17 protein-coding genes and 1 tRNA gene are annotated in these 16648 nt (G+C 67.9%); 6 read left to right on the forward strand and 12 right to left on the reverse strand.

Annotated features, from left to right (window positions below):
* Nucleotides 1–112 precede the first annotated feature (112 nt).
* Entirely contained in the window at nucleotides 113–1495 is a 1383-nt protein-coding gene (locus ACIP5T_RS05945) for a PhoH family protein (RefSeq protein WP_400861442.1), read from the reverse strand.
* Nucleotides 1496–1699: 204 nt separating this feature from the next.
* Nucleotides 1700–2479 (reverse strand): isoprenyl transferase, encoded by a 780-nt coding sequence (locus tag ACIP5T_RS05950; RefSeq protein ID WP_400864629.1) that lies wholly within the window; start codon nucleotides 2477–2479, stop codon nucleotides 1700–1702.
* 144 nt (nucleotides 2480–2623) lie between these two features.
* Between ACIP5T_RS05950 and ACIP5T_RS05955 the strand changes: the two genes are divergently transcribed.
* Complete coding sequence (locus ACIP5T_RS05955) at nucleotides 2624–3304, forward strand: hemolysin III family protein (protein WP_400864632.1); 681 nt, start codon at nucleotides 2624–2626, stop codon at nucleotides 3302–3304.
* Nucleotides 3305–3320: 16 nt separating this feature from the next.
* Here the strand turns inward: ACIP5T_RS05955 and ACIP5T_RS05960 are convergent, their stop codons facing one another.
* The gene (locus tag ACIP5T_RS05960) at nucleotides 3321–3605 is read right to left on the reverse strand and encodes a hypothetical protein (RefSeq protein WP_400861445.1); all 285 of its coding nucleotides are present in this window, start codon (nucleotides 3603–3605) and stop codon (nucleotides 3321–3323) included.
* A gap of 69 nt (nucleotides 3606–3674) precedes the next feature.
* On the opposite strand from ACIP5T_RS05960, the gene ACIP5T_RS05965 reads away from it, so the two are divergent.
* Both ACIP5T_RS05965 and greA read left to right on the forward strand, forming a co-directional pair.
* Nucleotides 3675–4061, forward strand: coding sequence for a DUF4307 domain-containing protein (locus tag ACIP5T_RS05965; RefSeq protein ID WP_311260036.1), 387 nt, complete (start codon nucleotides 3675–3677; stop codon nucleotides 4059–4061).
* A 96-nt stretch (nucleotides 4062–4157) separates the two neighbouring features.
* Nucleotides 4158–4646 (forward strand): transcription elongation factor GreA, encoded by a 489-nt coding sequence (gene greA, locus ACIP5T_RS05970; protein WP_053095514.1) that lies wholly within the window; start codon nucleotides 4158–4160, stop codon nucleotides 4644–4646.
* Between the two features lie 79 nt (nucleotides 4647–4725).
* Here greA and ilvA read toward each other — a convergent pair whose 3' ends face one another.
* Nucleotides 4726–5955, reverse strand: a complete 1230-nt coding sequence (ilvA, locus tag ACIP5T_RS05975) for a threonine ammonia-lyase (RefSeq protein ID WP_400861449.1) — start codon at nucleotides 5953–5955, stop codon at nucleotides 4726–4728.
* Nucleotides 5952–7148, reverse strand: coding sequence for an AI-2E family transporter (locus ACIP5T_RS05980; protein WP_400861451.1), 1197 nt, complete (start codon nucleotides 7146–7148; stop codon nucleotides 5952–5954). Before ACIP5T_RS05980 ends, ilvA begins: the two co-directional genes overlap by 4 nt.
* Nucleotides 7149–7227: 79 nt before the next feature.
* Here ACIP5T_RS05980 and ACIP5T_RS05985 point away from each other — a divergent pair, with 79 nt between their 5' ends.
* Together ACIP5T_RS05985 and ACIP5T_RS05990 are read left to right on the forward strand one after the other, a co-directional pair.
* Nucleotides 7228–8490, forward strand: coding sequence for a winged helix-turn-helix domain-containing protein (locus tag ACIP5T_RS05985; RefSeq protein WP_400861453.1), 1263 nt, complete (start codon nucleotides 7228–7230; stop codon nucleotides 8488–8490).
* Nucleotides 8487–8972 carry a hypothetical protein gene (locus tag ACIP5T_RS05990; protein ID WP_400861456.1) on the forward strand — a complete coding sequence of 162 codons (486 nt, stop codon included), beginning with the start codon at nucleotides 8487–8489 and terminating at the stop codon, nucleotides 8970–8972. Before ACIP5T_RS05985 ends, ACIP5T_RS05990 begins: the two co-directional genes overlap by 4 nt.
* 90 nt (nucleotides 8973–9062) lie before the next feature.
* On the opposite strand, the gene ACIP5T_RS05995 is transcribed toward ACIP5T_RS05990, so the two are convergent.
* From ACIP5T_RS05995 to ACIP5T_RS06005, 3 genes are all read right to left on the reverse strand, one after another.
* Nucleotides 9063–9629 carry a LemA family protein gene (locus tag ACIP5T_RS05995; protein WP_042542063.1) on the reverse strand — a complete coding sequence of 189 codons (567 nt, stop codon included), beginning with the start codon at nucleotides 9627–9629 and terminating at the stop codon, nucleotides 9063–9065.
* 87 nt (nucleotides 9630–9716) lie between these two features.
* Nucleotides 9717–11030 carry a D-arabinono-1,4-lactone oxidase gene (locus tag ACIP5T_RS06000; protein WP_400861459.1) on the reverse strand — a complete coding sequence of 438 codons (1314 nt, stop codon included), beginning with the start codon at nucleotides 11028–11030 and terminating at the stop codon, nucleotides 9717–9719.
* Nucleotides 11027–12274 carry an amino acid deaminase/aldolase gene (locus tag ACIP5T_RS06005; protein WP_400861462.1) on the reverse strand — a complete coding sequence of 416 codons (1248 nt, stop codon included), beginning with the start codon at nucleotides 12272–12274 and terminating at the stop codon, nucleotides 11027–11029. Before ACIP5T_RS06005 ends, ACIP5T_RS06000 begins: the two co-directional genes overlap by 4 nt.
* 349 nt (nucleotides 12275–12623) lie before the next feature.
* On the opposite strand from ACIP5T_RS06005, the gene ACIP5T_RS06010 reads away from it, so the two are divergent.
* A tRNA-Leu gene (locus ACIP5T_RS06010) sits at nucleotides 12624–12696 on the forward strand.
* A gap of 29 nt (nucleotides 12697–12725) precedes the next feature.
* On the opposite strand, the gene ACIP5T_RS06015 is transcribed toward ACIP5T_RS06010, so the two are convergent.
* The 4 genes from ACIP5T_RS06015 to ACIP5T_RS06030 all read right to left on the reverse strand — a co-directional run bounded on the left by ACIP5T_RS06015 (nucleotide 12726) and on the right by ACIP5T_RS06030 (nucleotide 16638).
* Nucleotides 12726–13238: a hypothetical protein gene (locus ACIP5T_RS06015; RefSeq protein ID WP_400861465.1), complete on the reverse strand. Its 513-nt coding sequence runs from the start codon at nucleotides 13236–13238 to the stop codon at nucleotides 12726–12728.
* Nucleotides 13239–13424: 186 nt separating this feature from the next.
* Entirely contained in the window at nucleotides 13425–14084 is a 660-nt protein-coding gene (locus ACIP5T_RS06020) for a DedA family protein (RefSeq protein WP_400861468.1), read from the reverse strand.
* On the reverse strand, nucleotides 14081–14887 hold the full coding sequence (locus ACIP5T_RS06025; protein ID WP_400861470.1) for a cation-transporting ATPase: 807 nt from the start codon (nucleotides 14885–14887) through the stop codon (nucleotides 14081–14083). The genes ACIP5T_RS06020 and ACIP5T_RS06025 overlap by 4 nt, the downstream gene beginning before the upstream one ends.
* Before the next feature lie 281 nt (nucleotides 14888–15168).
* Entirely contained in the window at nucleotides 15169–16638 is a 1470-nt protein-coding gene (locus tag ACIP5T_RS06030; RefSeq protein ID WP_400861472.1) for an NAD(P)/FAD-dependent oxidoreductase, read from the reverse strand.
* Between the last annotated feature and the right edge of the window lie 10 nt (nucleotides 16639–16648).

The following is a 16648-nucleotide window of genomic DNA, read 5'->3' on the forward strand; positions in this document are numbered from 1 at the left end:
CCACGAGCGTATGCCGACGTCTCCGCAGACGGAAGCGAATCGCCGACGCATCCTCCGGAATACACGACAGCGGATGCCGTGGGACCACGGCATCCGCTGTCGGAGGGTCGGCTCAGCTGAGCTCGCCTCCCTCCAGAAGCTCTGTCACGAGGGCCGCGATCGCGGAGCGCTCCGAGCGCATCAGGGTCACATGGGCGAACAGGTCATGCCCCTTGAGCGTCTCGATCACACTGGCGATGCCGTCGTGGCGTCCGACGCGGAGGTTGTCGCGCTGACCGACGTCGTGGGTCAGGATCACTCGGGAGTTCTGCCCCATGCGGCTGAGGACCGTCAGCAGCACGTTGCGCTCGAGAGACTGCGCCTCGTCGACGATCACGAACGCGTCGTGCAGCGAACGACCGCGGATGTGCGTGAGCGGAAGCACCTCGAGGATGCCCCGTTCGACGATCTCCTCCATGACGTTGCCGGAGACCACCGAGCCGAGTGTGTCGAAGACCGCCTGCCCCCACGGCCCCATCTTCTCGCCCTGGTCACCGGGCAGGTAGCCGAGCTCCTGGCCTCCGACGGCGAACAGCGGCCGGAACACGATGATCTTCTTCTGCTGCTGCCGCTCGAGCACCGCCTCGAGACCGGCGCAGAGCGCCAGGGCCGACTTTCCGGTGCCCGCGCGCCCGCCGAGAGAGACGATCCCGATATCGGGATCGGTGAGAAGGTCGATCGCGATCCGCTGTTCGGCGGAGCGCCCGTGCATGCCGAAGATGTCGCGATCGCCACGCACGAGCTTGTACTCGCCGTCACCGGTGACCCTGCCGAGCGCGGATCCGCGCTCGGAGTGGATGATGAGTCCCGTGTTGACCGCCAGGCCTCTGGCGTCTTCGCTGATGCCGACCTCGCTCTCGTACAGGTCGCTGATCTCATCGCCCGACAGGTCGAGCGTGGTGATGCCCGTCCACCCGGAGTCGACGGCCTGCTCGGCGAGATACTCCTCTGCGCGAAGGCCGAGGGACGCGGCCTTGACCCGCATCGGAAGATCCTTCGAGACGATCGTGACGTCCTGACCGTCCTGCGCGAGGTTCATGGCGACGGAGAGGATGCGGGTGTCGTTGTCGCTGAGTCGGATCCCGGCCGGGAGCACCGAGGCATCGGTGTTGGCGAGCTCGACGCGGAGCGTGCCACCCTCCCCGACCTCGACCGGGAAGTCCAGACGCCCGTGCTCGACACGCAGGTCGTCGAGATGACGCAGCGCCTGACGGGCGAAGTAGCCGATCTCGGGGTCATGGCGTTTGCCCTCGAGCTCGGTGATGACCACGACCGGAACGACCACCGAATGCTCGGCGAACCGGAAGAAGGCCTGCGGATCACTCAGCAGGACGGACGTGTCGAGCACATAGGTCCGGAGATCCTGATCAGGATCAGCGGACGCTGCTCGCGTCGTCGTCTTACGGGTGGACTGCTGCGCGGTGCCTGTCGACTGCTGCGCTGTACGTGAGGTCACGACCCACTCCCGACCCGGGGAATCCCGGTTGTTCGAACGAGTCGACCAGGGGGTCACGAGTCGTCAACCTGAGGCCGACCCGACGGGCACCTTGCCCGATGCCTAGAAGCTACGACCAGGTGCCGACATTCGCCCGGCTCGACACGCCACCAGTTCGTTACGTGTTGATTAACGAGTCGTGACCGACCGTCTGCGAGGGGCGGATCAGCGACCGAAGCGCCGATCGCGATCGGCGAAGTCGCGGATCGCTCGGAGGAAGTCGACCTGGCGCAGATCGGGTCCGAGCGCCTCGACGAAGTAGAACTCGCTGTGGGCGCTCTGCCACAGCAGGAAATCGCTCAGGCGCTGCTCCCCGCTCGTGCGGATGACGAGATCGGGATCCGGCTGCCCACCGGTGTAGAGATGCTCGCCGATCATCTCGGGCGTGAGATGCGCGGCGAGGTCTTCGATGGTGCCGCCCGAAGCCTGGTGCGCGGTCACGATGCTGCGCACGGCATCGACGATCTCGTTGCGGCCGCCGTAGCCGACTGCGAGATTGACGTGGAGTCCCGTGTGGTCGCGCGTGCGTTCCTGCGCGTCGTCGAGCACCCTCGCGAGCTCCGCGGGCAGGATGTCGGAGCGGCCGACGTGCTTCACTCGCCAATTGCCTTCGCGCGACAGGGCCTCGGCGAGCTCCGCGATGATCTCGATCAGGTCGGCGAGCTCGGCGGAGTCGCGCTTGAGCAGGTTGTCGCTCGACAGCAGATAGAGCGACACGACGCGGATGCCGAGCTCGTCGCACCATCCGAGGAACTCCCGCATCTTCGCGGCACCGGCACGATGGCCCTCCGCCGGGGTCTCGTAACCCAGCTGACGCGCCCATCGTCGGTTGCCGTCGATCATCATCGCGACGTGATGCGGCACCGACTCCGGGTCGAGGTGTCGGCGAAGCCTGCTGGTGTAGAGCCGGTACAGCGGCCCCCGCCCCTGAACATCGCGTGACATCACCTCCCTACGCTATCGTGCCGACGCCGTAGCGACACGGACTGACGCTCAGGTTGTACACGCACCCGGGCCTGACCACCCGCCTAAAATGAGGGCGTGAGCACACCCGACTCCTCGGTACCCGACGTTCCCCAGCTGCCTCTCATGGACGAGGCCGCGCACGACGCCGCCGTCGAGATCAAGCCCACGTGGCGCGGATGGATCCACGCGGCGACGTTCCCGATCGCGCTGGTCGCCGGCGTGGTGCTGATCATCGTCGCGCAGGGCGGCGCCGCCAAATGGGCCGCAGCCGTGTTCATGGCGTCGTCGCTGCTGCTGTTCGGCAACTCGGCGCTCTACCACCGGTTCGACTGGAGCCCGAAGGTCAGGATGACCCTGAAGCGGATCGACCACGCGAACATCCTGCTTCTGATCGCCGGCACGTACACCCCACTCGCCGTCCTCGCACTGCCCCCGGGGAAGGGGGCACTGCTTCTCGTCTTCGTCTGGACGGGTGCCCTGATCGGCATCCTGTTCCGGGTGTTCTGGATCAACGCCCCACGGTGGCTCTACGTAGCGCTATACCTGCTCCTCGGATGGGCGGCGGTGATGTATCTCGCCGACCTCTTCGTCGCGAACGCGACGATGATGGTCCTCGTCATCGTCGGCGGGCTGCTCTACACCGGCGGTGCGATCGTCTACGCGCTCAAGAAGCCGAATCCGTGGCCCGGCCATTTCGGCTTCCACGAGATCTTCCACGTGTGCACGGTTCTCGCGTTCCTGTGCCATTGGTTCGCATGTCTGCTCATCGCCCTGGCACCGCTGTCCCCGTCGCTCGGGGCCTGAACCGCTCCGGGCGGCGTCAGCGCCTCTCGGGGTCGTCGTCGCCTTCGCGGACGATCGGCAGATCGGCATCGGTCTCGGTCGCCTCGTCTGCCGCCAGAGCGGCCTCTTCGGCGTCGAGCTCTTCCCGGACCTCTTCGCGGTAGCGCACCCGACGGATCCGACGGTTCATGTCGAGGATCAGGAGGATCACTGCGATCAGGATGATCACCACGGCGGCGAAGCCGACGAATCCGGGCGTGACCAGCTCCGGTGCCACCGTCATCGTGGGCGTCGGCATCGGGGTCTCGGTCAGAGCAAGCATGGAGTCTGCCTTTCATGCGCAGGTCGCATAACCTGGAGTTACCAGCCTAACGACCGGAAGACCCACCCTGTGACGACCGCACAACAGCTCGACGACCGCTATGGCCGCACCCGCACCAGACGGGGTCCGTGGATCGTCGTCATCACCCTCGCCGTGCTGCTCGTCGGCGCATTCGGCTGGATGATCGTCACGTCGCAGATGAACGCGGTCGACTCCGACGACCTCGGGTTCGACCTGGTCGACGAGCACAGCGTCACCGTGCGCTTCCAGATCACCGGGGTGCAGGGAAAGGACGTGGCCTGCGTCGTCGAGGCACTCGACGAGGAGTTCGGAGTGGTCGGGTGGAAGGTCGTCGAGATCCCTGCCGGAGACACGCATTCCCAGGCGCTCTCGGCCACTGTTCCCACCGTCGCAGCCGCGACCACAGGTTTGGTGAACAGCTGCTGGGTCGCCTAGACTCGTGCCAGACAGATGACGCCCTGGCACCGTGCCGGGGCGTCTTGGCATATCCCCCGCGGAACGTCGCCGGGTACCTACCGAAGGAGCTTCGTCATGTCTACTGACGCTCAGGTTCCCTTCCTCACGCAGGAAGCGTATGACCGGCTCGTCGCCGAGCTCGAGCACCTCTCCACCACCGGTCGCGAAGAGATCGCCAAGCGCATCGAAGCGGCACGCGAAGAGGGCGACCTCAAGGAGAACGGCGGATACCACGCCGCCAAGGACGAGCAGGGCAAGCAGGAGGCGCGGATCCGCACCCTCGAGAACCTCCTCAAGACGGCCAAGGTCGGCGAGGCACCGGCGAGCCGCGGCATCGTCGAGCCCGGCACGGTCGTGACCGCTGTGGTCGCCGGTGGCGAAGAGGTCTTCCTCCTCGGCAGCCGCGAGATCGCCGTGGGCAGCGACCTCGACGTGTACAGCGAGGCCAGCCCTCTCGGGCAGGCGATCCTCGGGCTGAAGGTCGGCGAGAAGTCGTCCTACGAGGCTCCGAACGGCCGCGCGATCTCGGTCGAGATCGTGAACGTCGAGACCTACACGGGCTGACCCCGGCCACGCCGACACAGCGTCCTGACATGCAGATGCCCCGTCCACTCGGACGGGGCATCTGCATGTCAGGACGTCGTCAGTCCGGTACGACGATCGGCTGGAAGCCGGCGTGGCGGAGCGTGTCGAGGGTGTGCTCGGAATGCTCGGCGCCACGCGTCTCGACGCTGAGCTCGAGGAACACCTCGCTGATCTGCAGACCGTGTCCGTGCCGCGTGTGCATGGCCTCGATCACGTTAGCTCCCGCCTGGGCGATGAGCTCGGACACGCGTGCGAGCTGACCGGGGCGGTCCGGCAGCGGGATGCGGATCGTGAGGTATCGACCCGAGGCCGCAAGGCCGTGCGAGACGACACGCTGCAGCAGCAGCGGGTCGATGTTGCCGCCGGAGACGACGGCCATGGTCTTGCCGCTGGCCTTCACCTTGCCGGCGAGGATCGCGGCGACTCCGACCGCACCCGCGGGCTCCGCGATCACCTTGGACTGCTCGAGCAGCACCAGGATGGCGCGTGCGAGGTCGTCGTCCGTCACCGTGACGACCTCGTCGACGAGGTCCTTGATGATCTCGAACGGGATGGCGCCGGGTCGTGCGACCAGGATGCCGTCGGCGATCGTGGGCTTCGTCTCGATGTCGACCGGGTATCCCGCCTCGAGTGAGGGAAGCATCGCCGCGGCGTTCTCGGCCTGGACGCCGATGATGCGGACGGTGCGGCCCAGCTCGGCAGCCTTGGCCTTCACCGCGGCGGCGACACCGGCGATGAGGCCTCCCCCGCCGATCCCCAGCACGATGGTGTCCACATCCGGGGCATCCTCGAGCAGTTCGAGTCCGAGTGTGCCCTGCCCGATGACGACATCGCGGTGGTCGAACGGATGGATGATCACCGCTCCCGTGCGCTCGGCGAACTCGGCGGCGAGACGCAGCGAGGTCGCAACGGTCTCGCCCTCGAGCACGACCTCGGCGCCGTAGCTCCTGGTCGCCAGCAGCTTGGGCACCGGGATGCCGATCGGCACGAAGATGGTCGCCTGGATTCCGAGGGTCTGCGCCGCAAGTGCGACGCCCTGCGCGTGATTTCCCGCGGACGCCGCGACCACCCCGCGTGAGCGCTCCTCGGCGCTCAGCTGGGAGAGGCGATATGCGGATCCCCGGATCTTGAAGGATCCCGTTCGCTGCAGGTTCTCCATCTTGAGGACGACCGGGGCACCGAGCACATCCGACAGAGCGCGCGAGGGCAGGGTCGGCGTTCGCGTGATCACCTCAGCCAGACTCTGAGCGGCGTTCTCGAACTCGGTCAGGCTGGGGACTGCGCTCATCGATTCCTCCGTGTGCGCTCGCGCGGCACTGTGCTCCAGATTAGGTCTGCGTTCGGTTGGTCGCCGGTGCGCCAGGCGCCGGTGCTGACCGTCACCGCTGCGACGTTGACGAAGGCTGCCAGCGGCACCGCGAACAGCGCCCCGGGGATGCCGCCGACCATCGAGCCCCCGGCGACCACCAGGACGACGGCGAGCGGATGGACCTTGACAGCCGAGCCCATCAGGATCGGCTGGAGGATGTGGCCCTCGAGCTGCTGCACGCCCAGCACGACGGCCAGCATCGCGAGCGCGATCCAGGGGCCGTTGTAGACCAGCGCGAGCAGGACGGCGATGGCGCCCGTCACTACGGCACCGACGATCGGGACGAACGAACCGAGGAAGACGAGCACGGCGACCGGGATCGCCAGCGGAACGCCCAGCAGAGCGGCGCCGACGCCGATGCCGACCGCGTCGATCGCCGCGACGAGGAGCTGCGTTCGGGCGTAGTTGACGATCGTGGCGAAGCCGTTGCTCGCCGCGGCGTCGGCGGCGGGGCGAGCCGCGCGCGGGAAGAGGCGCAGCGTCCAGCGCCAGATGCCCCGCCCGTCGGCGAGCAGGCAGATCAGGATGAACAGCGAGAGCACCGCTCCGGTCACCACGTGCGCGGCGGTCGTCCCGACCGCGAGTGCGCCGTTCAGGAGCGTCTGAGTCTGCTCGTTGACGACTTCGAGGGCCTGGTCGATGTACCCCTGGATCTGCGAGTCGCTCAGGTGCAACGGCCCCGTGAGCAGGAACTGCCGGAACTCATCGACCGCCTGCGCACTGCGCTCCTGCACGTCGGGCAGCTGCGCACGGACCTGCCAGATCACGAGCCACATCAGCAGGGACACGATGGCGAGCGTGCCGATGATCGAGAGGGCGACCGCCAGCCACCGCGGGAAGCGGTGGCGCAGCATCCACTGGAATCCCGGCCACAGCAGCGCCGTGATGAGGATGCCGACCATGAGCGGGATCACGAGCAGCTTCAGCTCGATGACGAGCCAGATGAATCCGGCCACCACCGCGGCGATCAGCAGGATGCGCCAGGAGTATGCCGCAGTGACGCGCAGCCCTCGAGGGACCGCTTCGTCGGCCTCGGTGGTCACCGTGCGGTCGAGGGAGACGGGGCGCGGACGGAAGAGGTCTCTCAGCCGCGGACGCTGCTCTTCGCTCATCGGCCAAGTCTACGGCGCAGACGCCGCCGGTCGTGACGGGCCGGGCGCAGATGTCGGCGCTCGGCGCTACCCTGACGAGGTGACCGACACCCTCAGCGCCGCCCAGGCCCGTCGCATGGCGCTCGCCGCGCAGGGCTTCTCACGTGCACGTCCGGCTGCGGTGTCGGCTCGACACATCCACCGCGTCATGGATCGTCTCGGCGTGCTGCAGATCGACTCGGTCAACGTCTTCGCGCGGTCGCACTACATGCCGCTGTTCTCGCGCCTGGGCGCCTACGAACCGGCCCTGTTCGATCGTGTCTTCCATTCGCGCACGACCCACTACGTCGAGTACATGGCACACGAGGCGACGTTCATCCCCATCGACGACTGGCCGCTCTGGCGATTCCGCATGGATCACTTCCGCGCCAGATGGGCGGCCCCCGATTCCTGGATGAGCACCAACACTCGCACCCTGCGCTGGGTGCAGGACGAGCTCCGGGCGCGGGGGCCCCTGCGACCGGCGGATCTCCGAGAGGATGCGCCCCGCGAGCGCGGCACGTGGTGGGATTGGGACGACGTCAAGCTCGCGCTCGAGCACCTGTGGCGCACCGGCGACGTCGCGATCAGCGGCCGGAAGGGCTTCGAGCGCAGCTACGCCCTCGCCGAGCAGGTGATCCCCGACGCCATCCTGTCGCGCCATGTACCGCGGGACGATGCGATCCGCGAGCTCACTCGTCGGGCGGCGCGCTCGTCGGGAGTCGCGACGCAGTCGGATCTCGCCGACTACCACCGCATCCGCGATCGCGCGGCGGTCTCGCAGTCGATCGCCGATCTGGTCGACACGGGTGAGCTCCTGCCGGTGTCGGTGCGGGGGTGGGACCGCGGTGGTCGCCCGCTCCCGAGCTGGCGACATCGCGAGGCCGTGCCGCCGCGCCGGATCGACGCCGCCGCCCTGCTGACACCGTTCGATCCCGTCGTCTGGTTCCGAGACAGAGCGCTGCGCGCCTTCGAGCTCGACTACCGGATCGAGATCTACGTCCCCGCCGACAAGCGGCGATTCGGGTATTACTCGCTGCCCGTGCTCGTCGGCGACCGGATCGTGGCCCGAGTCGATCTGAAGGCCGACCGCGCGACGTCGACGCTTCAGGTGCAGTCGGCCTGGTGGGAGCCCCAAGCCAGGCCGGATGCCGACGCCGAGCGGATCGCCGCAGAGCTGGCGCTCGCAGCGGACTGGCAGGGCCTCGCGCATGTTTCGGTCTCGCGGTGGGGCACCGCGGCAGAGGCTCTTCACGCTGCACTCTCGGTTCGCCCGGACACCTCGGTGCGTCGCCATGTGCACGCGAGAGAGGTGCCGTCGTGAACCGCGGCCTCACCTGGGCGATCGGCGGCGCCGCTGCCGCGCTCCTCGTCGTGGGGGCGGCGTCATGGCTGTGGCTGTCATCGAGCGACGTCCCTCCTGTGGCCGATCCCACTGCGACGAGCGGCGCACCGACGCCTGAGAACGATGAGCGCACGGCCGCGCAGCAGGCGCTGGACGACCACCTCGAGGAGTGCACCTCTGCGGAGGTCGTCGATGACGCCGTTCCCGACGGATGCGGGATCAGGATCCCGTGGGGTACCGAGTTCGCCGCGGTCGACGACGTCCGCTTCCGCATCGAGCAGCTGCCGGTCCTCGAGCTGACGGACGGTGGATTCGTCGCCGACGGCGGCATCCTCGTCGCCACCGTCTCAGGCACAGGTCAGGACGGCAGTCCGAGGACCGAGACGTATCGCACGGAGTCCTGGACGCTCCGCGGCGGCGTGACCGTCGAGGGTGACGATGTGAAGCTCGACGTCTGGTGAGCGGCGTTCAGGCCCTGCGATCGACTCGCCACCCGGGACCGGACATGCAGAAGGCCCGATGCGCCGGTGCGCATCGGGCCTTTCCGCGGGTCAGAACTGCACGCGGGGTGGCTCGGAGATCGCGCCGCTGTCAGCGACCTCGAAGAACTCACGCTCCGTGAATCCGAGTCCCTTTGCGAAGAGATTGTTAGGGAAGACCTTGATCTTGGTGTTCAGTTCGCGGACCCCGCCGTTGTAGAAGCGGCGCGCGGCCTGGATCTTGTCTTCGGTGTCGACGAGGGCCTGCTGCACCTGCAGGAAGTTCTGGCTCGCCTGCAGCTGCGGATACGCCTCTGCGACCGCGAAAAGGCTGCGGAGTGCCTGCTGAAGGTGACCCTCGGCGATGCCCGCCTCACCGGGGCTGCCGGCGGAGAGCGTCTCGGCTCGCGCACGAGTGACGTTCTCGAAGACCGCCTTCTCGTGCGAGGCATAGCCCTTCACCGTCTCGATGAGGTTGGGTATCAGATCTGCCCTGCGCTTCAGCTGAACCGTGATGCCACTCCACGCCTCATCGACGCGGACGTTCAGCTGCACCAGCGAGTTGTAGGTCGCCCAGAGGTAGATTCCGATGAGCAGAATCACACCGACGACGATCAGTACCGGCACGAGCCATTCCATCAGAGGCCCACCCTTCCTCGTGTTTGTCTCATCCTATCGGCGCAGCCTGCGCGTCGACTGGGTGCGCCGGCCAGGCACAGAACCGGATCATGCGCCGAGAACCCGATCGAGGTACCGATTGGTGAACCGACGATCGGGGTCGAGTCGATCGCGGAGCGCGGTGAAGTCAGCGAAACGCGGGTAGCTCTCGCTCAGCTGCTCAGCCGTCTGCGTGTGCAGCTTGCCCCAGTGGGGGCGCCCCCCGTGCTCGATCATGATCTGCTCGACGGCCTCGAAGTACGCGGTCGGGTCGGAACGCCAGTAGCGGTGGACCGCGATGTAGCCGCTCGCCCTGCCGAATGCCGTCGACAGCCATCTGTCGTCTTCCGCCGCGAAGCGCACCTCGATGGGAAACTCGATGCGCCAGCCGCGCTGCTCGATGAGGTCGCACACCGCACGGAACGCCGGCACGACATTCTCTACGGGGAGCGCGTATTCCATCTCGCGGAACCTCACCGTGCGGCTCTGTGTCAGGACTCTGTGCGACAACTCGGTGTACCGCCGATCGCCCGTGAGCTTCACCGCGAGTCTGTTGAAAGGCGGAGTGATGGCCGGGACAGCCTGCCCGGTCGCGCACACCGCCCGGTACACGCCGTTCGAGAGCAGCGTCTCGTCGATCCAGCGTCCCACCACAGGCAGCGGCTGCCGCCTCGTCGACTCGGGCACCCTCGTCTGCCGTTTGGTCAGGGCGACATCCGTGTGCGGAAACCAGTAGAACTCGAAGTGGTCCGATGCCCCGACCCTGTCGTGCAGGGTCTCGAGCACCTCCTCGAGCGGCACCGGCTCATCGATCGCCTCCATGAGGAAGATCGGCACGCACTGCAGCGTCACGTCGACCAGGATGCCGAGGGCGCCGAGGCCCAGCGCGACCGCAGGAAGCAGGTCGGCGTTCTGCCTCTCATCCACTCGGAGGAACTCCCCTGCGGCTGTGACCAGGGTCGCACCGACGACCTGAGTCGCGAGACCGCCGAAGCCCGCTCCAGTGCCGTGCGTCCCCGTCGAGATCGCGCCCGAGATCGACTGCCGGTCGATGTCGCCGAGGTTCTCCATCGCGAGGCCGAGCGGTGCGAGGAGCGACGGGATGCGGTGCAGCCGAGTGCCCGCGAGCAGCGTGACTCGTCCGGTCGCCGCGTCCGCCGACACCAGACCCTGCATGTCGTCGAGCTCCAGCAGCACCCCGGGTGCCACGGCGATGCCCGTGAAACTGTGCCCGGCACCGACCGCTTTCACCGTCAGCCCCTGTGCGACCGCGGCGCGGACTGCGCGCTGCACGCCTTCGGGGGTGCGCGGGCGCTCGACGCGAAGCGGTGTGACCTGCGCCGACCTTCCCCAGTTCTGCCAGGTGCCCCCGATCCGGGTCACAGGAAGGCCTTCCCCTCGCCGCGGTACGTCGGAAGCTCGCCGATGATCTCATCGCCCGAGACGAGCTGGTAGCTGTCGATGCGCTCGGCGGGCTCGCCGCTCTTCGCATGGCGGAACCAGACGCGGTCACCCACGCCGAGCCGTTGTGCCTCTCGACCCTGCAGCGGAGTCTGCACCTCGCCCGCGGCCTCACGAGGCAGCGTGCGCAGCCCCTGCGGCCAGACGGGCAGCGGCTGCCGCGATGCGACGGCGGGCCCCGACGCGATCCATCCGCCACCGAGCACGGTCGCGATGTCGGCGGCGGGCCGCCGCACCACGTCGAAAGCGAAGGCGGACGCCGGCGCCGGGCGGAACGACCGGTATCCGTCGAAGAGATGGCCGCCGAGCAATCCGCTACCCGCGCTCGCCTCGGTCAGCGATTCGTCGCTGCCGGTGAACTCGAGCGAGCCGGTGCCGCCCCCGTTGAGGAACTCGAGTGACGCGACCTCTGACAGCGCACCGACGATCGCCGCTCGACGATCGCGCAGCTCGGATCGGGAACGAGCCTGCATCAGACGGATCACCGGGGCGTCCGCTCCGGCGTTGTCGCCCTGACCTGCGATCTGGGCCTCGTACATCTGCAGCCCGACGAGCCGGAATCCGGGGCGCCGCACGATCGTGCGTGCGAAAGCGGCGACCTCGCCAGCGGTGAACAGAGCAGACCGCCGCACGCCGATATGGCCGAGAGCGGCGGATCGCAGTGACGCGTCGGCGTCGATCGCGACGCGGATGTCAGGGCGGCTGCCCGCAGGCGCGACGCTGTCGACGATGTCGAGGTGCGCGGGATCGTCGACCATCAGCGTGATCCGTCTGGCCGCCTCCTCGGACTCGAAGAGCTGGGCGAGTCCCGCGCGATCGACTGTCGGATATCCGACGACGATGTCATCGTGCGTCTCGGCGAGCCAGAGGGCCTCGGCCAAGGTGAAGGCGAGTATCCCCTTGAACCCCGGGAGCTGCAGCACGGCGTCGAGGATCGAGCGGACGCGCACGGACTTCGACGCGACGCGAATCGGCAGTCCCCCCGCGCGGACCAGCAGGTCCAGGGCGTTGTAGCGCAGCGCCTCACGATCGATCACCGCCACGGGAGCCGGCAGATGGCCGGTCGCGGCAGACAGGCGCGGCCAGTATCGTGATGGGTCCTGCCACTCGGGCGAGACGGCGCTTCGTCCCTGATCGGGGCTCAGATCGGCGGTGAGGTCGAGCACTCCCCCACCCTATGGGTTGGGTGGACTCGGATTCACTCTTTCTGAGATCGAGTTGCACTGCGAAGGCGCAACCCATTCGGAATCCCGATACTTTAGCCGCGACCGTCGTAATGAACACCGTGGATCGTCGTCTTGATCAGTGAGACCGTCATTCGTGGCGGGCTCACCGGCCGTGTCCGGCCGGTTGCCGGGGGGTAGCGATGCTGTCTCAGCAGCGTCACAGGGAGACGGGCGCTGGGACGCCCGTCTCCCTTCGCCCAGGGCCGCGCAGCGCGAGAGACCACCGCGCAGCGCCCGTCGCGCGTCCGGCCACCACTCCCCGTGTACTCTGAGCCAGTCACGGCATGGAGCCCCCGTAGCCCAATGGCAGAGGCAGGCGACTTAAAATCGCTTCAGTCTGGGTTCGAGTCCCAGCGGGGGCACCCACATCCAGTGCGGGGTCATGAGGGACTCATCGCAGGCCGTCTGCGCAGTCGCTCCCCGGTCGTTGTTCCCACCACAGCTCGTATTCGCGCCCGTCGCCCGTGTCGATCGTCCACGGCGGGAACACGACGTACCGATCCTTCGCGAGGCTCCACGATGCGTCCGCCCGCGTCGAACGAGGGTCGTCCGCGGGCAGCTCATCCTCCGTCGTCCAGGAATCAGCGGGGTGGCTCTTCGCCCAGTCGTAGATGAGCTGACCCGTCTGCGACCAGTCGCTCTCGTTCATGCTCTCGGCGATATCGGCGGGCATCGGCAGGCGTGACGACGTGCCGTAGTCGTAGGTGCAGGAGTACGTATGCCCGTCGTCGCCGACATAGTGCAGGGAGATCGTCACGTTGGTGGTGAGCCAGGGCCGCTGACCTATCACGAACAATGCGACGACGACCAGGGCGGTCGCAGCGACAGCGGTGACCGCGATCAGCCACCTTGTTCGTCGACGCGTTCGAGCCGGTCTGGAGGGCTGCAGAGCGGGTTGACTCATGAACGACTCCTTTCCTGTTGCGAGCGCGTGCGGATCACCATGTGAAACCCTGGCACATTCGGAGGCGCCGAATATCACCGGCGACTGTCATGCCGACTTCCGCGAATGTGACGCGGCCGACCCGCCAGCGCCTCGGATGACGCCACCCGGAGCACGGCGAACCGGGCGAGTAGGACCGAGAGGCGCCTAGGACGCACGCGCCTCACGGACGCGCCGGAGGATCAGAACGGCAAGCGCGATGGCCAGTGCCGAGTAGACGGCGTAGTCCAGGTATCCGAGCAGGTGCTCGAGCTGCTCGTGCTGAGTGCCGAGCACAGCGCCGACCCCGATGAGCAGCGCATTCCACAGGCCGCTTCCCACGATCGTGTACGCGCTGAATCGGACCAGGTTCATGCGCGTCGCGCCCGCCGGGATGGAGATGAGGCTCCGCACACCGGGAACCATCCGGCCGACGAGCACCGTCCATCCGCCGCGTCGCCGGAACCAGTCCACTCCCCGATCCAGGTCGGCACGGCTGACCAGCTTGGTGGCGGAGAGGAGCCGCACCGCCCGTTCGATGCCGATGGCCGCCCCGAGCCAGTAGAGCAGAAGCGCGCCGATCCACGACGCGAGAGTGCTCCAGAGGATCAGCCATCCGAGGGTGAGGTCACCGCTCTGGCTGAGGTACCCCGCGAAGGGCAGGATCACCTCGCTGGGAATGGGTGGGACGAGCACCTCGAGGAACACGAGCACACCCACACCGATGTCGCCGAGATGGGTGAGGACATCGGCGGCGAATCCGGTGAGACCGGAGAAACCGTGATCAGACGCCGTCGGGTCGGCTGCGGCCATGCTCGCGATGCTCATCGACCGAACAGATCGCCGATTCCGGGAATCCCGAGGTCACCGAGCCGCTGCCCCCACTCGCTCGCCGTGTCGCCGAGACCGGAGACGGTCTCCCCGGCGGATCCGAGCACGCCTTCCGCAGCACCCGCGAGCTCCTCGCCGCCGAGGCCGCTCGCGATCGCCTCGATGTCGACGCCCTGGGCGAGTGCGTCGAAGTCGACTCCGAGACCGGCGGCCTGCTCGAGAAGAGGCGCGGCGACGGCGCTGCCGATCGCACCCACCGCGACGACCCCCAACGCCCCCATCGCGGCACCGCCGACGGCACCGGCGGCGCCGAATCCGCGCACGCGCGAGAGTATGCCCCGCATACGCCCAGGACGCGCCGCCTCCGACCGACCGGCCGCGCGGGCGAGATCATCGGGCGAGGACGATGCAGGACGCTCGCCCGGTGCGAGCTCGGCATTCATGCGCTGCTGCACCTGTGCACGCTGAGTGGGGGTCAGACGCGCGAAGGCCTCTCGATGGATCTGTTCGACGCGGTGCGGATCAGCGGTCTCGAGCAGGTAGTCGTATCGCGCGATCGCTGCACGGTCGGCATCCGAGATCGCGCCGGCCGCACCCGGTGCGCCGGGTGCAGGAGGCGAGTAGGGATCCCGAGCCGCCGGGCGGGCGGGCGGAGGCGCGTAGCGATCTGTACCGCCCTGCCGACCGACAGGTGAAGGCGGCGTCGCTGCATGCGAGCCGGCGCGGTCCGTGCGGGATCCGCTCTCGTCGAGATCGAGAGCGCGAGCGGCCATCCCGAGCAGTCGGTTGAGTTTTCCCATGGTGACGGTTCCTTCGTGGTGTGGACGACCACGGGACTCGACAGCAGGGCGGTGAGGGTCCATGGTCGTCCGCGGATACGGACGCCAGGTCTCCTCCACCCTTGCGGGCCGGTGGGCCGGGACACGACTTCGTATCCGTAATGACGACACCACCGCAGACGGGAGTACTCCCCTTGCACTGCCGAGGCTAGCAATCACGCCTATGAGCCGGATGCGAGACACGCCCTCGCAGAGACGCCGAACGCCCCGACTCATCGGAGTCGGGGCGTTCGAGGAGAGGACTACTTGGCAGCAGCCGTCGCAGCAGACTTCTTCGCTGCCGGCTTCTTGACCGCGGTCTTCTCGCCGGCGGGCTTCTCATCGGCGGCCTTGTCTACGGCCTTCGCCTGCTCGGCAGGAGCCGTGACAGCGGGCGCAGGTGCGTCGGCAGCCGGACGCGGGCGAGCGGCGAACTCCTCGAAGACGTAGCGCGGGTTCTGCACCGTCTCGAGGTTGACCATGTCGCGGCCGAGCCACAGGTTGTTCCACCAGCCCCAGACCACGCGGAACTTGCGCTCCCACGTGGGCATCGCGAGACCGTGGTAACCACGGTGCGCGACCCAGGCGACGAAGCCCTTGAGGGCGATCTTGCCGGACTGGAAGACACCGTTGTAGAGACCGAGGCCCGCGACGGCGCCGAGGTTCTTGTGGAAGTACTCCTTCGGCTCCTCACCGCGCAGAACGGCGACGAGGTTCTTCGCGAGCAGCTTCGCCTGGCGCACCGCGTGCTGGGCGTTCGGCACGCAGAAGCCGCCGACTCCGCCGCCGGAGAGGTCGGGAACGGCCGAGACGTCGCCGGCTGCCCAGGCATCCGGAACGAATGCTTCGGGGGTGCCGACTCGCAGGTCTGCACGGGTCTGGATGCGACCACGCTCTTCGACGGGGAGGTCGCCACCGCGGACCACGGTCGGGTTCGCCATGACACCGGCGGTCCAGACGATGAGGTCGGTCGGGATGATCTCGCCGGTGGACAGCTCGACGTTGCCGTCGATCGCACTGGTCAGCTGGGTGTCGAGGTGCACGTTGGCGCCGCGCTTCGCGAGGTCCTTGAGCACCCACTCGCTCGTCGGCAGCGACACCTCGGGCATGATGCGGCCCATCGCCTCGATGAGGTGGAAGTGCGTGTCCTCGAAGCTGAGCTGCGGGTACTTGCCCACCAGCGACGAGGCGAGCGAGCGCAGCTCGGCGAAGACCTCGATGCCGGCGAAGCCGCCGCCGACGACGACGACCGACAGCAGACGGTCGCGCTCGGGGCCCGCGGGCAGCGATGCGGCCTTGTCGAAGTTCGACATCAGGCGGTCACGGATCGCGACGGCCTCTTCGATCGTCTTCAGGCCGATCGCGTTGTCTGCGATGCCGGGGATCGGGAACGTGCGGGAGACCGCACCCGCGGTGACCACGATCTGGTCGTACGAGAACTCGTACGGCTCTCCCACGGGAGGGGTGATCGTCGCGACCTTCTCGGCGTGGTTGATTCCGGTCACCTTGGCGGTGAGCACGTTCGTCCGCTTCAGGTGGCGACGGTGTGCGACCACCGAGTGGCGGGCTTCGATCGAGCCGGCAGCCACCTCGGGGAGGAACGGCTGGTACGTCATGTACGGCAGCGGGTCGACCATGGTGACGTCTGCTTCACCCTTGCGAAGGTGCTTCTCCAGCTTCCACGCCGTGTAGAAGCCTGCGTAGCCTCCACCGACGATCAGAATCTTGGGCACAGTGCTGTTC

Origin of the sequence: Microbacterium sp. NPDC088619 (assembly GCF_044752825.1) — a bacterium.
Lineage (GTDB): Bacteria > Actinomycetota > Actinomycetes > Actinomycetales > Microbacteriaceae > Microbacterium.

Coding starts and splice junctions, on each gene's coding strand:
- ACIP5T_RS05950 (WP_400864629.1), bottom strand. CDS start 2,479: ATGTCACGCGATGTTCAGGGGCGGGGGCCGCTGTACCGGCTCTACACC.
- ACIP5T_RS05955 (WP_400864632.1), top strand. CDS start 2,624: ATGGACGAGGCCGCGCACGACGCCGCCGTCGAGATCAAGCCCACGTGG.
- ACIP5T_RS05960 (WP_400861445.1), bottom strand. CDS start 3,605: ATGCTTGCTCTGACCGAGACCCCGATGCCGACGCCCACGATGACGGTG.
- greA (WP_053095514.1), top strand. CDS start 4,158: ATGTCTACTGACGCTCAGGTTCCCTTCCTCACGCAGGAAGCGTATGAC.
- ilvA (WP_400861449.1), bottom strand. CDS start 5,955: ATGAGCGCAGTCCCCAGCCTGACCGAGTTCGAGAACGCCGCTCAGAGT.
- ACIP5T_RS05980 (WP_400861451.1), bottom strand. CDS start 7,148: ATGAGCGAAGAGCAGCGTCCGCGGCTGAGAGACCTCTTCCGTCCGCGC.
- ACIP5T_RS05995 (WP_042542063.1), bottom strand. CDS start 9,629: ATGGAATGGCTCGTGCCGGTACTGATCGTCGTCGGTGTGATTCTGCTC.
- ACIP5T_RS06015 (WP_400861465.1), bottom strand. CDS start 13,238: ATGAGTCAACCCGCTCTGCAGCCCTCCAGACCGGCTCGAACGCGTCGA.
- ACIP5T_RS06020 (WP_400861468.1), bottom strand. CDS start 14,084: ATGAGCATCGCGAGCATGGCCGCAGCCGACCCGACGGCGTCTGATCAC.
- ACIP5T_RS06025 (WP_400861470.1), bottom strand. CDS start 14,887: ATGGGAAAACTCAACCGACTGCTCGGGATGGCCGCTCGCGCTCTCGAT.